Here is a 15,257-nt window from a genome sequence, read left to right on the forward strand (position 1 = left end):
ATTCAGGACTGGCGGATGACTTACAACCACCGCCGTCCGCACAGCTCTCTTGGAGGGTTGACGCCTGCCGAATTTTCGACTCAGTGTGCTTCCGTTCCAGAGAAGGTTCCGCCTACGGCTCCACCTTCTCCTCCACTCCAGCACACTGACTTACTTACCTAACCCCAACTCTCATAAGCCTGGTTCAAACTTCGGGGGCATTTCAGAAACACATGGATCTCTGCCGATTCGTGAGGTTACAATAATCCGTTGAGTATTGCATCGAAAGTTGCTGAGCTTAAACTGCCAGCGAAACTCTTCCTTTCCTGTTCTGCGATCGGCAATCATGACTTCTTCGGCGAGCAATGAAAAGCAACTGGCTGCAGCAGCAGCGGTCTCAATGATTCATGATGGCATGGTGATCGGACTGGGGAGTGGCTCAACGTCAGCGATTGCGATCGAACTGATTGGCGAGCGCGTTCGATCGGGCCTTCAAATCGTCGGAGTTCCCACATCAGCAGCATCCGAGCAACTGGCCAAGAGAGCCTCGATTCCGCTCACGACGCTCGATGAGTCACCCGAAATTGACATCACAATCGACGGAGCCGACCGGTTCAACGATGACCTCGATCTGATCAAAGGTGGCGGGGGAGCGTTGTTGCGGGAGAAAATTGTCGCAGCTGCCTCGAAGCAACTCATCATTATCACGGATTCGCAGAAGAGAAGTAACCCGTTGCAGGGATTTCCGGTTCCAGTGGAAGTCGTCCCCTTCGGGCTGAAACCACTCATGAATCGGTTCGCTGCACTGCAGTTGTCTCCGCGTTTGAGAATGCGATCGGATGATCACTCGAAGCCTTTTGTGACAGACGAGAAGAACTTTATCGTCGACCTTCAGGTTTCTCAGATTGCTGCCCCGCACGAGTTGCAGTCGTTGTTGACGTTCCCCGGAATCGTTGAACATGGCCTGTTCCTAGAAATGGCCTCGTTCGTACTGATGGGGGAGGGGACGGAAGTTCAGCGTTTCGATCGTCGCTGATTTGCTCGAGGGCCTGCACCGAACAAAAAAAGATCCTCGGCCAAATGAATGACCGAGGATCTGATTGGAAGCGTTCTGTTGCACCATGAACGCTAAAGGTTAAACCACCGTGTCCAACCCATTACTGAAATGGATTCAGTGAGTTTTCGTTTCAGGACGGAAGTCGATTAGACATCCATCGCGAGTCGTCGGCGGTTGGCTCCGTAGAACACAAATCCGCCACAAAGGACTCCCATGCCGAGCAAGATGAAGTTGCTTGGTTCAGGAATCAAGCTTAAGTCTGACGTTCCGTGGAGAGTGCTGTCGAAGATGACAGTTCCTGTTCCACCGACGTCGAATGTGAGGCTGTTGATCGGACCATCTTTGTTAATGATTCCGAAGAACGTTGGTGCGCTTCCACTATTCGTGGTAAACGAACCGCTGACGTCTCCACCGAAATTCACCAGTTGAGACGTGTTTCGTGTCGTCAGGTCAAAACCAAACGCGTTGATTGGTGTGTCAAAGTTGAAGGTAATCAAGCTACCAGCGTCGTTCACAAACGATGCTGCTCGATTTCCATCTGTGACTGCTGCGCCCATACCGAACGCTGCATACTGAGCCTGAGTCATGTCGAGAAACTGATTCGGAGAACCCCCTGTTTCGTTAAAATCGTAACCTGGTCGATTGATAGAGTCTGACTTGGCAAACACATCTTCATAGCTGTCGAAAGTTAGCACCCCGCCGGTCGCAGCTTCAAAAGCCGCTCTGCTCGTGAACAGGATGAAGCCTCCCTGGGCTTCGGCATTGAATCCCCCGTAGAGCATGGCAACGCAGACACCCAAAAGCTTCACTTGACGCAACATTTTCACCTCTCCTATCTCCGCAGTTCTTGGTCGGTCGAAACATGTTGAGCGTTTGGGTCTTGGCTCCAGAATCCGTCACATGCCAACATGACTAACGTGACCGTCAGGACTCCCAGAAGTTCCCTCAACAACTGTTCGCCTAATCCGCGCACAATCGCGGTCAAACGCTCAATCGACGTCGAACTCTGGAACAACTTTCCGGGTGAGGTCGGATAGAGAAGGGAAGGTTCGCGACATTGTGTGGAATGTGCCGACAAGTGGCGTTCCAATCGGCGCAATCCCTACAACTGGAGCCTTCATGTCCAAGCTGCGTAATGTGAAACGGGCGCGATGCAGGAACTGGCTGCGACACGTCGCCTTCTTAGATGAGAAAAACGCACTTAGCGCTCGGTTGCCGGATGAGAATGTCGAACTGAGGCATTCGGAATTGAGTCGAGCCCGAAGGTCGGCTAGCTTTCGTTTGTGAATCGCTCAGAGTTTACTGGACGAACTCGAGTCCTTCAGAACACCAGAATCGCGCGGGTGACCGAAGAATGCATAAATACATCATCATGGGTGTTCAAGGCTGCGGAAAAGGGACGCAAGCCAGATTGCTCAAACAGAAGCTGGACATCGTTCACATTAGTGTGGGCGACATCTTTCGGTGGCACATTCAAAACCACACCAAACTGGGGGCCCAGGTCAAGCGGACCGTGGCTGCGGGAAACCTGGTTGGCGATCAGGTCGTGGAAGATATTGTCCGTCAGCGTCTCGACCAGCACGACTGGAACTACGGATTCATTCTCGACGGGTTTCCCAGAAACGAATCTCAAGCGTTATTCTTTCTGGAGAGCTACGACATTGATGCGGTTATTCACATCGAGGTTCCAGATGAAGTCGTTCGGGATCGCGTTCTTTCCCGGCGACTCTGCAGCGACTGCGGGCTCGACTTCAACTTGATCTCTCATCGGCCCGAAATCGAAAATGTCTGCGATGTCTGTGGCGGGGAACTTCTCTCACGTCCCGATGACAAGCCGGAAGCGCTGGCGGAGCGACTTGAAGAGTATCACACCAAAACCGAGCCTGCTCTTGAGCTGTTTCGCCGAAAAGAACTGGTGCTCGATCTCGATGGAACGCCCCCTCCGGACACGATTCAACAAGAGATCCGACGTTTGCTCGAACTCGTTTGAATGAGTTCGAGCGTTCCCGGAGAGGTTTCAGCAACCACTCCGGAATTCGTCGAGCAGCTTACTCCATAAGTTCAGTGCCGCGTGTTTCTTTCGCGAAGAACAGAATTCCAACTCCCACCAGGTAGAGTGGAGCCAGCATCAGCGCCTTGTTCTCGTCAGTGATTGTTGTCGCTCCAAAACCGAAGAACGCGATTGCCGTTGCGAGTCTTCCCATATTGAAGCAGAAGCCGGCTCCTGTTCCGCGAAGGCGAGTTGGATAGAGTTCCGGGAAGTAAACGGCATACCCGGCGTGCATTCCCAGCGTGAAGAAGCCAAACACCGGAAGGACGAACGCAAGCACTGTCGCCGAGGCTCCCTGAGGAATCAGGAATTTGAAGAGCCAGACGACCATGATGAACGCGACAATATGATACAGCGCGAAGGCCCCTTTGCGTCCTAAGCGGTTCGAGATCGCCCCGAACAGGACGAGCCCCAAGCCTCCGCCGATCGTGTTCAGGACCATGCTGAGCATCTCAGACTGCTTGATGGCTGTCTTGTGGGCAGCGAAAGCCATTTGCTTCTGTTCCTTGTCGGCTGTGGCCGGGTCCAATCCCTCTTCGACGATCGCCGTCGCTTGTGCATGTCGCAGCAGAGCATTCTTTCCATAAATATGTGCTCCCCAGAATGTCACGAGCCCGATCGAGGCGAGACTGACGCCGACAAGCGTGTTTCTCAAGTTTTGACCGTGAAATAGCTCAGACAAACGTCCGGTCTTCTGAGTCGCATCTTCTGAGGCTCTCTGGCGAGCTTTCACCCACTGTTCCGGTTCGTGGAGAGACCAGCGAATCCAAAGCGTCAGGAGAGCGGGCAACGCTCCAATCGCAAATCCCCACCTCCAGGCACTTTCCCCGAGTGTCACAATGAACGCACCCGCTGCAGCGGCCAGAAGTGTCCCGAAGACGCTCGATGCGTGAAAAATGGAGCTCATCACAGCCCGTGATCGCTGCGGCATCACTTCCGCTACCATCGCGGAAGCGACCGCCCATTCCCCTCCGACGCCCATCGCGACGAAGAAGCGAAGCAGCACCATCTGCCATGCAGACTGAGCAAACGCCGTTAGACAGGTAAACATCGAGTAGAACAGAATCGTCAGAATCATCGTTTTCGATCTGCCGATGCGATCGCTCAACATTCCAAACAGGACTCCGCCGAACGCTCCTCCGAGCAAGAAGCTGCCGAATCCGAGGTCATTCCATCTCGAAACGGATGGATTGTCCGCCGTCACTCCGAGAAGGGCCGGCATCGCGTCTCGCATGCTCGCGACGAAGATTTGTCCCTCGAAAATGTCGAACACCCAACCAAGGGACGCAATAAGCAAGACGAGCCATTGATAGCGGGAGATTCCTTCGTACCAGCGGAGGTTCTGTGAAGTGGAATCTGTGTTCGGGGAAGGGGTGCTCACAGTTATGTTCCTGTCTGATCAAATCAACGAGACGGCATTCGTCGCAATATGGCAGAACGCGATCGGATTCGCAAAGTCTGACGAAGATCTCTTCTTGCCGCTTCCACAATCAGCACACCGTGCAGGCATTTTTGGCACATGCGTTGCTTTCTGTCATCGTGTCGGGAAGTTGACTCTCGATGAGAATTCGTCACCTCTCAATTTGAAACGTGAAGGAAACGCCCCTCATCAATCGCCAACGCCCGTTTTAACCACCATAATCTCTTAGTGCTCAAGGGGTTACAGATGAAGAAAAGGCTTCTTGGGAGGACTGTCGTTCTCCTCAGCTCTCTACTACTGTTAACAAACACGACCTATGCTCAGGAAACAGAGGAGATCGTCCTCGACTCCGGAAACATTGCGTGGATGCTTACATCCTCAGCACTTGTGCTCATGATGACAGCACCGGGCCTTGCTCTCTTTTACGGCGGGCTGGTTCGGAAGAAAAACATCCTCAGTGTCATGATGCAATGTGTCTTCTTGATGGGGATGATGACAGTGGTGTGGGGAGTTTGTGGCTACAGCTTCGCCTTTGGTGGAGAAAATCCTTATGTCGGAAATTTCGATCACTTGTTTTTGAAGGGGGTCATGCCGAGTGCAGAACTCTCTATGGATGCATCAGTCGATGGTATGATCTTCGCTGTCTTTCAGGGAATGTTTTTCATCATCACGCCAGCTTTGATTTGCGGGGCCTTCGCTGAACGAATGAAATTCAGCACGATGTGCGTTTATTCGCTTCTTTGGGGAATCTTCGTTTATTGTCCAATCGCCCACTGGGTCTGGGCAGATTCGGGGTGGCTGTGTGAATGGAATGAGAAGGCCAGTTTTCCCGCCCTCGATTTCGCAGGCGGAACAGTTGTTCATATCAGCTCCGGAATGTCGGCGCTGGTCTGTTCGATTCTGATTGGAAAACGGCTCGGATTCGGGCAGGAACCGATGCCACCTCATAATTTGACTTACACATGTATCGGCGCTGCCCTGTTGTGGGTCGGCTGGTTTGGATTCAACGCGGGGAGTGCCCTCGCAGCGAATGCTCTGGCTGTGAACGCCTTCGTGGCAACTCACATGGCAGCTGCTGCAGGTGTCGTCGCCTGGTCCGTAGCCGAATGGATTCAGCATGGTCGTCCCAGTGTATTGGGTGGCTGCTCCGGGGCTGTGGCGGGACTGGTTTGCATTACGCCAGCAGCAGGAGCTGTGAATCCGATGCAGGGAATTTTGCTCGGCCTCGCAGCTGGATATGTTTGTTTCCTCGCATGCACAAAACTGAAGAACACATTCGGATACGACGACTCTCTCGACGCCTTTGGTGTTCATGGAGTCGGTGGAACTCTTGGTGCACTCCTCGTGGGAGTCTTCGCAACCAAGGATATTACGGGGGAGCGATACGGCTGGCTGGAAGGAAATGCCTGGCAGATGGTGAATCAATCCGTCAGCATTCTCGCAGCTGCAGCATTGGGAATTGTGGGATCATTTATCATCCTCAAGGTTCTCGATGCCGTCATGGGGTTGCGTGTCACTCAAGATGAAGAACTTCAAGGACTCGATCTCACTCAGCATGGTGAAGAAGGATACATTTTCCTTTAACACGCATCTTCCCATTCGGGATCGAATCATTACATTGCCGGGGAGTGAGTCGTCGGTTTCGACCTGACTCCCAGACGTTTTACCAAGGAAAGTACGATGAAAAAGATCGAAGCAGTCATCCGGCACTTCAAACTTGAAGAGGTCAAGGATGCACTGACTGAAGCCGGTGTTTCCGGTATGACTGTGACGGAGGTCCGAGGATTCGGCCGCCAAAAAGGCCACAAGGAACAATATCGCGGTGCTGAATACACCGTAGATTTTGTCCCCAAAGTGAAAATCGAACTGATTGTGGACGACGACGAATCTCAAAAGGTTGTCGACGCAATTCTGAATACAGCTCGAACGGGCCAAATTGGTGACGGAAAAATCTTCGTCAGTGACCTCGGAGAAGCTGTCCGTATTCGTACTGGTGAAACTGGAAGTGAATCTCTCTAATCATGTGGGCAAACAGCGAATCAGAAGGCGAGATACCTTCAGGTTTTCTGATTGCGTATGATGGTGGACGGAAAGTTCGAACAGATGCAGGCTCGATGGGAGTTCCGTACGAATTCCGTCAGCGGACTGAAGTTCGTCATAACTCAGGAATCGGAATATGCAGAAAATTGAAGCGATCATTCGCCATTACAAACTTGAAGACGTCAAAGCAGCCCTCACCGAGAAAAACATCGTCGGAATGACGGTGTGTGAGGTGCGCGGTTTCGGACGTCAGCGCGGCCACAAAGAACAGTATCGGGGAGCGGAGTACACCGTCGACTTCCTGCCGAAACTGAAACTGGAAATTGTGGTTGATGACTCCGTTGTTCAGGATGCCATCAGCGCAATTACCGAAGCGGCCAAAACCGGGCGAGTTGGAGACGGGAAAATTTTCGTCTCGCCAGTTGCCGAAGTGATTCGTATTCGAACCGGTGAATCCGGAGCAGAAGCAATTTGAGTGTGATCCTGACAACGGGGAATCGCTGAGAAGACAGACTTTCAAACCGATTTCGCCCGGATGCAGGACCACGACAGAAGATGTTCGCGCGCTGTTCTCCGTGAACTCGTCTGAGCGAAATCGATCGGCAAGCAACGATCGAATCCCGTTCACACGAGTCTCTGAGACAGTCCCACGCGGAGTGTCATGATGGAGAGCGGGATTCAAGTTGTTTCCCGTCCTCATTCCTGACAGTCGTCTTCCAACGATCTATTTCTTGATGGCGCTTCGGTCTCCGAAGCGCCATTTTTTATTACGAGCTGTTTCAGATGTCAGAAGTCGCTTCTGAATGGCTGGCGAACGTCTTTCGTCGCTGTGGTAAGCCGTTGAATCTTTTACTTCCCGCTCCAGTGCTGGCAGATTGCTGTGATCAAAGAGAAAAACTCGCTCAGGGAATGCAATGCACTCTCCCCAAGCGAGTTTGTTCACAAGTTGACCAACGGGTCAAGACGTCTCGAGTTCAGTCGAACCGCGAAAAGGATCTACTCGCGAGATTGAATAAACAGGAACGTTCCTTTTTTGTTTGAGGTTGCGATGTCAAGGAGGCCGTCTCCGTTCACATCAGCGACGTCGAATTGCGTTCCAACTCCGGAGTTATCGTCTATCTGGTGCTTCGTCCAAACCGGCTTTCCGTCGACTTGCTGGAGTTCGAACCAGTAAACGACAGCGGGATCGTTTCCGCCCGGGTCGTGCCCCCCATGGGCCCAGTGACGTTTTCCGGTCACAAGGTCAGGCAAACCATCACCGTTCACATCCGCCAGCACGAGCGAGTGCGTCTGCGAAAATGATTCGTCGATGAGGTGTGTTTCCCAGCGAATTTCTCCATCGTCCCCCGGTCCGAGGTTTTCTCTCCACCAGATTCCAAATTCATGTGCTGACGAAGAAAGAACATCGTTGTCGCCGTCTCCATCGAAGTCGTAGACATACATTTGCGAGCAGGCAGGACCAAACGGGGCAGGGTGCCAGTGCCAGGGAAGGTCAGTTGCGTAACCTTCTGGAGCTTCCCACCAGCCTTCGGTGATCAGGATATCGTTCCAGCCATCGTTGTTGACATCACCCGCACCGATTCCGTGAGAAAATCTGTCCGTGCCAGGGGCTCCTGGATCGGAAACCACATTGATTTTCCACTGGGCGTTGGGGAGAGACTTCGGGCTCGCGAATCCCATGACTCGCTCGTCGAAGCCGCACAAGAGTTCACGAATTCCGTCTCCAGTCAAGTCGAGGAGTTGCGGACTCTCGTTATTCGTCACGGGAGTGATTTCATGTTTGGTCCATGACGTCGCCTCTTCAGCATTGCCAGGATTCTCAAACCACCACGTCGGTTTTCCGGGGAAGTCGACGACAACAAGATCCACCCAGCCGTCGCCATTCACATCCATCGCAAAGTTGCAGAAGGTGTTGCTGTACCCTTTCGGGTCGAATTCTTCCACAGGGGCAACAATCGGTTGCGGTTCGGATCCCTGAAACTCTCCATCATCAAAGCTCAATTTGTACCACTGGCTTCCTCCCACGACGTCGATCTGTCCGTCATTGTCAAAGTCGCCAATTGCAGAGCCTTCGCTGCGAAACAGATCATCCAGAACGTATTTCTTCCATGTGATTTTCGCCTCACCGGAACCACTCATCGATGCGGGCCATTGGCTGACCTGTGCTCCGTTTTCTGCAAACGGAGGAACCGGCTCGAGCAATTTCACGCTGAGGTCGCGGAACCGGATTTCCATCGGGCCGCCGGAATGAAGCTGAAGTGCGATTTGTCCCGCGTCTGCCCCGGCCGGATCGACAATGTCAAAGACTTTCGTTCCATTCAGGAAAGCTTGAACTCGCGGACCAACAGCACGAATGGTGTATTGATTCCACTCTCCGGATCGGACGAGGGACGCGTTGTCCTGATCGACGAGTAATGCCCGTCCACGTTCTTCGTAGAGTTTTCCCCACCAGCCGACGCCGATGTCGGCTTGATAGCCTTTCATCTCGCCGTCAGGCAGCGGTTGGCTACGAAACTGAATTCCACTGTTGCCGACATTGTCGATCAGCTTCACTTCGCAGTTGAATTCGAAGTTGGAGAGCTTCAAGTCGCTGACAAGGAAGGCGTTGTGCCGAAGTCCTGATGACCGACCGACGATTTCTCCGTTTTCAACAGTCCAGAGTGGCTGGTCTTCCTGACGTGTTGTGATCCAGCCGCTGAGGTCGACGCCATTGAAGAACCGGTTGAGGTTCGCATCGGTTGCCTGCATCGCAACTTGTTGAGTCCCCGACAAATAAGCGATCAACGACCGAACTTCGTGTTCGGAAAGATTTTTGAGGAGATCATCGGGCATCATCGACAACGGGCTCTGCTTTCGAGCTTCGATTTCGTTGACGGGAATAACAACGAGTTCGTTCGCGGTCTGCAGCGTGAGCAGAGTGTCACTCTCTTCTTTCACAATCCCCGTCACGATTCGTCCCGACTCGGTCGCGACGATATTGGGCTGATACTCTTTGGCCATCACGGATGATGGATCGAGGACGTTGGACAAAAGGTAATTCAGATCCTTTCGATTCGCCCCCGTGATGTCCGGGCCGACTTTGCCTCCGACTCCATACAGTGTGTGGCACTGCTGGCACGTTTTCGCGAAGACGGCTCGCCCCAGATTCGGGTCGGGAGATTCCGCTGCGCTCGACTGAACGAGTTTGAGATACTCAGCGATGAGTGCCTTCCGGTCGACGTCGCTGTCTCTGACCACTCCCCAAACTTTCTGCAGAAGATCGACAACTTCCGGGTGGTCGAGATTTCTCAATTGTCGGATCAAGTCCGCGGAGAGATCCTGTTTCGGAATCTTTCCCGAATCGGCAGCTTTCAAGAGTTCGACGGCATAAGAGACACGGCTCGCAAGGGTATTTCTCGCGTCGATTTGCTCGTCCGCGCTCCATGCTTTGTAGTTCGAAACAATGGCTTGCGCGATTTCTGCGTCGTCGATTGTCGCTGCAGCCCGAAGTGCCTCCGCTCTCAGTGTCGTCCCGGAAAGGAGTTGACTGATGATGGACGGCAGCTCCGGCGAATCATTCTCGACGAGGAATGTGAACGCAACTTTTCGTTCTTCGTAGGGGCCAGATTCATCGATCACGAGCGATTTCAGGGCACTCGCTGCGGATTCATTTCCGAATCGCGATCCGAGTCCGAGTGCATAAAGGTAAACGTCGAAGTGACGATCGGTCGATTCCGGTTTTGTGAGTTGTTCGTAAACCGAATCCCAAGCTTCCGGCAAGGAAATCTCTTCTCGTCCTGCGACAGCTCCTCGAATTCCCTTCAGGAAGGTAAGTCGAACGACATCGTCCTTTGCAGTCGAAAGCCCATCGACCAGCAGCTTCAGTGAATCTTCAGTGTTTCCGCTGCCGAGGCGACGGATCATGAACTCTCGGAGCAGGGGAATGTTTTCACCGGATGACATCGCCAATGCCAGTGCCCGCTGCGGATTGACGTCCGCGAGCGGCTCCATCGCGTACCAGTACATGAGCGGCAGATTGTGATCGGCAGCGTCTTCCGGATGTGATGTGAGTGCTTCAAGGAGTTGCCATCGATCCGCGAATGCCATCGATTGCGCGATTGATGCGAGATTCAATCGAATCCGGTCCGCGCCCGGTTCGTTTGAGCGGGCGAGGGCAGTCAGATTGCTGAGAATTTGTGGCGAGAAGTCTTTCGTCCCGACGAGCATGCGAAGGATCGAATTGGTTCCGTCGACTCCAATTCGCGAGACGAGTTCCTCGACTTGCTGATCATTCGACGGTTGAGAGACGTACTTCGGATCGAGGAAGAATTCGACACCGACAAGCGAGTTGACCAGCCGATAACGGCGTGGCATTTCCGGCAACTCAGCATTTTCGGACAAGATCTTCTTCGCAGCAGCGATGGCGTCTTCGTCTGAGAGTTCTCCGGACCAGCGACGTTCCTGCAGAATCCGATTTGCACGGCGGGCAAACCATTCGTTTTCGGAAACAAGCGCCAGAGTGATCAAGTCCTTTGACTCGACATCTTTCAGGTTGAGTTTGACCGGCGAAGCGTTTCCGTAGCTGACACGGAATACTCGTCCATTGCTGCGATCGTGAGCCCCTTCTTCGACCCGATGGCACTGATTCTGGTCGTACCAGTCGATGACATACATTTGCCCGTCCGGACCGTATGTCATGTAAATCATCTGTGACCACTTGTCCTGAGTCAGCAGGAAGTCAGGATATCGATCCCCGACGTACCCGGAACCTTCGGGGATCAGCTGATCGATATTGATTCGATTCCCGTGAATATTGTTCATGAAGAGCTTGCCGTGAAACTCTTCGGGCCATCCCTGTTGAGTGGTCTCGCTTGGGAGCTGCCAACCCGGTTTCTGTGCGTATTTCTTCAAGGTCTCCCATTCTGGAGCGGGAAATCCTTCTCGTCCTCCGAGATAAATCATCGCTCCGGCGTGTGCGTGGCCGCCTCCGAGATCATCGGAACGGGCGCGGTCGTTGTTGTTCCATTGGTTTCCGACAAAGTGCCGGTGTTTTGCGATCGTTTTGATGTCGTCGTAAGTGTGCGGGTTGAAGTGCTGTCCTCCCTGCCGCTGATAGCGAGCCCCCGGAATGATGTGATACAGGTGAGGAATCACGCAGGCCGTGATGAAGGCATCGCCTGCTTCATTGAAATCAACTCCCCAGGGATTACTTGATCCATGGGCGTACACTTCGAAGATGTGGCGGGTTGGGTGATATCGCCAGACACCCGCATTGAGAGGTTGCCGTGCTTCGTCGGGAGTTCCCGGTTTTCCAACTCGTGAATGAGTGAAGACGCCGTGGCAGCCGTAAAGCCAGCCATCCGGCCCCCAAATGAAAGCGTTCAGCGTTTCATGCGTGTCTTCATAGCCGAAGCCGTCCAGAAGGACGGTCGCTCCCGCTGGGATATCTTTCGGGAATTGCAGGAGTGACTCCGGCGGAGCAATTTTTGCGATCACAGGATCTTCGGTATCCGGGACATCATCACCGTCGCGATCCGGAATGAACATCAGGTACGGTGCTGCTCCTACCCAGACGCCGCCGAATCCCAATTCAATTCCGCTGACGAGGTTCAATCCCTCGATGAAGACTTTCCGAGAGTCAAACACGCCATCAAGGTTCGTATCTTCCAGAATGATGATTCGATCTCGACCTTCACCTTGTTTGGCTCGCGTTGGGTATTCATAAGCTTCTGCAATCCAAAGCCTGCCCCGATCGTCGATGGCCATCGCGATGGGCTGCATGACATCCGGTTCTTCAGCGGCGAGCTGAACGCGGAAGCCGTCAGGAACGATCATTTTCTCAGCCGCAATTGCACCGGAGAGGTTTTCGAACGGGTAAATTTCCCCGAGTTGAACGCGTGGAGCGGGAGTCAGAACGGGAAGCTCAAAACGCGGCCGTTGAGCGTAAAACCGGAAGTCGTCGAAGTTGACGTGCCCCCAGCCTGTCGAGTTTTCGTCGACGATTCGGATCTGAATCATCTTCCCGACATGAGAGGCAAGATTGACGACCGCAGGCTGCAATTCTTCGCGATTGCGTCCGGAAATCCGGTAAAACACCTTCTGATCGTCTGCGAGAAGCAGTTCGACGCGAGTTTCCGGATGACTGCCTCCGCCGACCAGAAAACTGCACCAGTTGTGCGTCACTTTGAAAGGAACCGAAGTGAGCGTCCCTTTGGGGGGATCTCCGTGCTTTTCATAGCCTCCGAGCCAGTATTCGCCGGTGTGCTGGCTCTTCTTCCCGCCACCGAACTCCCGGTTCTGATCGATTCCTCCTTTGACCGGCTGATCGGTCCAGGCGGTTCCCGAGGCTGTCCAGTCTCGGAGGTCACCGGCTTCGAAATTCAAATTGAGAGTCCGTCCATCTTCCCCTTTCGGAAGAATTCCAGGTCTTCTCAGTGGTTCGTTGACCTGTGCAAAAACGCTCCCGGAGAGACAGATGATTGCCAAAGTAAAACGAGAATGGTGCGTAAACATAGTGGGTCTTTCTTCGAGCCTCGTCAAAATCAACAAACGCATCATCTCGATTTGATCGGTAGACGACAACCAAACAAAGAACACATCACGCAGATTCCTCGAACTTCCGTTTGACCTCATGTGTCTCCCACACTCGACAGCAGTGTCTGAGCCGATAAACTCTGTCGCTTTGAATTCCACCTAAGGTGATACGCATGAAATTCGAAACTCGCTGCGTTCATACCGGAGTCGAAAAGGACTCCGCTTACAATAGTTGCATTACGCCGATTTACCCGACATCGACCTTCTATTGGGACGATCTCACAACCAATCGGGGTTACGACTACACGCGCAGCGGGAATCCGACCCGTCGGGGTCTCGAAGAGAATCTCGCTGCTCTTGAAGGAGGAGTCGACTGCCGGGCGGTCTGCACAGGCATGGCGGCAATCACAGCTTCGATGTTTCTCTTCAAGCCTGGCGATCATATCATCGCAGGAAATGACATTTACGGCGGGACTTATCGCCTGTTCTCCGATGTCTTCACTAATCAGGGCTACAAATTTTCGTTTGTGAACATGCGTGATCCCGCTCAAGTCGAAGCGGCCATCACTCCGGAGACAAAGGCAATCTGGATCGAAACTCCCAGCAACCCACTTCTGAATATCGTCGATATCGAAGCGGTTACCAAAATCGCACACGCTAACAATCTCATCTCGATCGCCGACAACACATTCCTTTCTCCGTATCTTCAACGCCCCTTGGAGAAAGGCGTCGATATCGTGATTCACTCGACGACGAAGTACCTCAACGGACATTCCGATGTTGTCGGCGGGGCAGTCATCACGAAAAAAGAAGACCATCAGGAACGTGTCTCGTATATCGTGAACGCCATGGGGCTCGGTTGTTCACCATTTGATGCGTGGCTTGTTCTTAGAGGAGTGAAGACCCTCGGGCCACGCATGGAAGCACATCAGCGCGGAGCGATGGCGCTGGCAAGAATGCTCGATGAGCACCCTAAAGTTCAGAAGGTCTATTATCCTGGGCTGGAGTCGCATCCCCAGCATGAACTGGCCAAATCCCAGCAGGACGGTTTCGGAGCCATGCTCAGCTTCGACGTTGCTGAAGACCGTGCCTTCGCTGAAAAAGTCTTCAAGAATCTCAAACTGTTCCAACTCGCCGAGTCGCTCGGAGGCGTTGAGTCACTCATCGAATATCCAGAAACGATGAGTCATGCCTCAATGACCGCAGAAGCCCGCCGCGAAGCTGGCATCAGCGACCGAACCATCCGCGTCTCCGTCGGGATCGAATCTCCCGAAGACCTCGTCGCCGACATGCGAAACGCTTTGGACGCTTAGCCGAGTTTCATGTCAGTACCGGCACCTTTAGAGAAAAACAGCTTGGATTCGGTGGAAATCCAGGCTGTGAAATCTCCACGTACTATTTTGATTTCGTCGTGCCGCGATCAATGAACTCGACCAGTGGACTGCACCTACTTCTCATTGATCGTCGGCCTGTTGGTTCAAATAGTGCAAATACGATCTGATTAAATGCAACGCAAAGTTTCGGGCGTTAGATAATTCCGATTGAGTTGCGTCACGCAAACAGCCATGGTGATTTCCGCGATGACGACCTTGTTTAATCGGTTGAGCGTTTGCAAGTTCCTTGAAATTAGTCCATTTAAAGTCGGATGGTCCACCTCCGTCGATTTCGAGTTTCGCTATCATTCGTTTCTCTCCGCCGAAACGCTTACTCAGCGCATCTCGAATTTCGTACAGGTAGACGATTTCATCGTCTGGGTGAAGCAAAGCACCTTCGTAGCTCTGGATCAGGCTCAACATCAAGTCGTCCCGTTCGGCTGCCTTGGCGACTTCCTCTACATCGCTGAACAGTTGTGATACTCGAGACCGTCGAGTGTCAGAAATGATATTCCCGTCGCTGCCAAGGACCTGTATTTCAGGAGAAGTTGACGTCACTTTATGAAATGTTGAGTCAGGAGTGATTTTGCTGTGTTGAAAACAAATCACAGGTTTTGATCGTGGGCTAACGCCTCAGGGCGTAGGCGAGGACTTTGAGGGCGGCTTCGACGAACAGGGCTTTCTCGCTTCTGGCTGAGAGTGCGGCACCTGTGGTTCGCTTCAATCCGCTCATGAATGATTCCACAAGCCAGCGTCTGCCGTATCCTTTTGTTTCGAGTTCTGTCCTGGTCATCTGTGAGCGGTACTCGCCATTCAGCTTACCGT

Annotated in this window: 11 protein-coding genes and 1 pseudogene; 7 read left to right on the forward strand and 5 right to left on the reverse strand. The window is 53.0% G+C overall.

Annotated elements, in window-relative coordinates:
- Positions 1–162 carry an integrase core domain-containing protein gene (locus tag KOR42_RS27990; protein WP_390620856.1) on the forward strand — a complete coding sequence of 54 codons (162 nt, stop codon included), beginning with the start codon at positions 1–3 and terminating at the stop codon, positions 160–162.
- Positions 163–325: 163 nt separating this feature from the next.
- Positions 326–1,015, forward strand: a complete 690-nt coding sequence (gene rpiA, locus KOR42_RS24270; protein ID WP_146512424.1) for a ribose-5-phosphate isomerase RpiA — start codon at positions 326–328, stop codon at positions 1,013–1,015.
- A 167-nt stretch (positions 1,016–1,182) separates the two neighbouring features.
- Here rpiA and KOR42_RS24275 read toward each other — a convergent pair whose 3' ends face one another.
- The gene (locus KOR42_RS24275) at positions 1,183–1,857 is read right to left on the reverse strand and encodes a hypothetical protein (RefSeq protein WP_146512425.1); all 675 of its coding nucleotides are present in this window, start codon (positions 1,855–1,857) and stop codon (positions 1,183–1,185) included.
- Between the two features lie 533 nt (positions 1,858–2,390).
- Here KOR42_RS24275 and KOR42_RS24280 point away from each other — a divergent pair.
- Entirely contained in the window at positions 2,391–3,026 is a 636-nt protein-coding gene (locus tag KOR42_RS24280; protein ID WP_146512426.1) for an adenylate kinase family protein, read from the forward strand.
- A 58-nt stretch (positions 3,027–3,084) separates the two neighbouring features.
- Here the strand turns inward: KOR42_RS24280 and KOR42_RS24285 are convergent, their stop codons facing one another.
- On the reverse strand, positions 3,085–4,467 hold the full coding sequence (locus tag KOR42_RS24285) for an MFS transporter (RefSeq protein WP_146512427.1): 1,383 nt from the start codon (positions 4,465–4,467) through the stop codon (positions 3,085–3,087).
- Between the two features lie 285 nt (positions 4,468–4,752).
- Here KOR42_RS24285 and KOR42_RS24290 point away from each other — a divergent pair, with 285 nt between their 5' ends.
- The 3 genes from KOR42_RS24290 (at position 4,753) to KOR42_RS24300 (ending at position 7,021) form a co-directional block, all read left to right on the forward strand.
- Entirely contained in the window at positions 4,753–6,090 is a 1,338-nt protein-coding gene (locus KOR42_RS24290; RefSeq protein ID WP_146512428.1) for an ammonium transporter, read from the forward strand.
- A 96-nt stretch (positions 6,091–6,186) separates the two neighbouring features.
- A complete protein-coding gene (locus KOR42_RS24295; protein ID WP_146512429.1) occupies positions 6,187–6,525 on the forward strand; it encodes a P-II family nitrogen regulator in 339 nt (112 codons plus the stop codon).
- A 157-nt stretch (positions 6,526–6,682) separates the two neighbouring features.
- The gene (locus tag KOR42_RS24300) at positions 6,683–7,021 is read left to right on the forward strand and encodes a P-II family nitrogen regulator (protein ID WP_146512430.1); all 339 of its coding nucleotides are present in this window, start codon (positions 6,683–6,685) and stop codon (positions 7,019–7,021) included.
- A 521-nt stretch (positions 7,022–7,542) separates the two neighbouring features.
- Here the strand turns inward: KOR42_RS24300 and KOR42_RS24310 are convergent.
- A complete protein-coding gene (locus KOR42_RS24310; RefSeq protein WP_197441543.1) occupies positions 7,543–13,038 on the reverse strand; it encodes a PVC-type heme-binding CxxCH protein in 5,496 nt (1,831 codons plus the stop codon).
- A 194-nt stretch (positions 13,039–13,232) separates the two neighbouring features.
- On the opposite strand from KOR42_RS24310, the gene KOR42_RS24315 reads away from it, so the two are divergent.
- A complete protein-coding gene (locus tag KOR42_RS24315) occupies positions 13,233–14,372 on the forward strand; it encodes a trans-sulfuration enzyme family protein (protein WP_146512431.1) in 1,140 nt (379 codons plus the stop codon).
- 141 nt (positions 14,373–14,513) lie between these two features.
- Here KOR42_RS24315 and KOR42_RS24320 read toward each other — a convergent pair whose 3' ends face one another.
- Positions 14,514–14,855 (reverse strand): hypothetical protein, encoded by a 342-nt coding sequence (locus KOR42_RS24320; protein WP_146512432.1) that lies wholly within the window; start codon positions 14,853–14,855, stop codon positions 14,514–14,516.
- Positions 14,856–15,057: 202 nt separating this feature from the next.
- Positions 15,058–15,257: pseudogene (locus KOR42_RS24325) on the reverse strand (hypothetical protein); the annotation flags it as partial.

The organism is Thalassoglobus neptunius (assembly GCF_007859735.1).
Classification (GTDB): domain Bacteria; phylum Planctomycetota; class Planctomycetia; order Planctomycetales; family Planctomycetaceae; genus Thalassoglobus; species Thalassoglobus neptunius.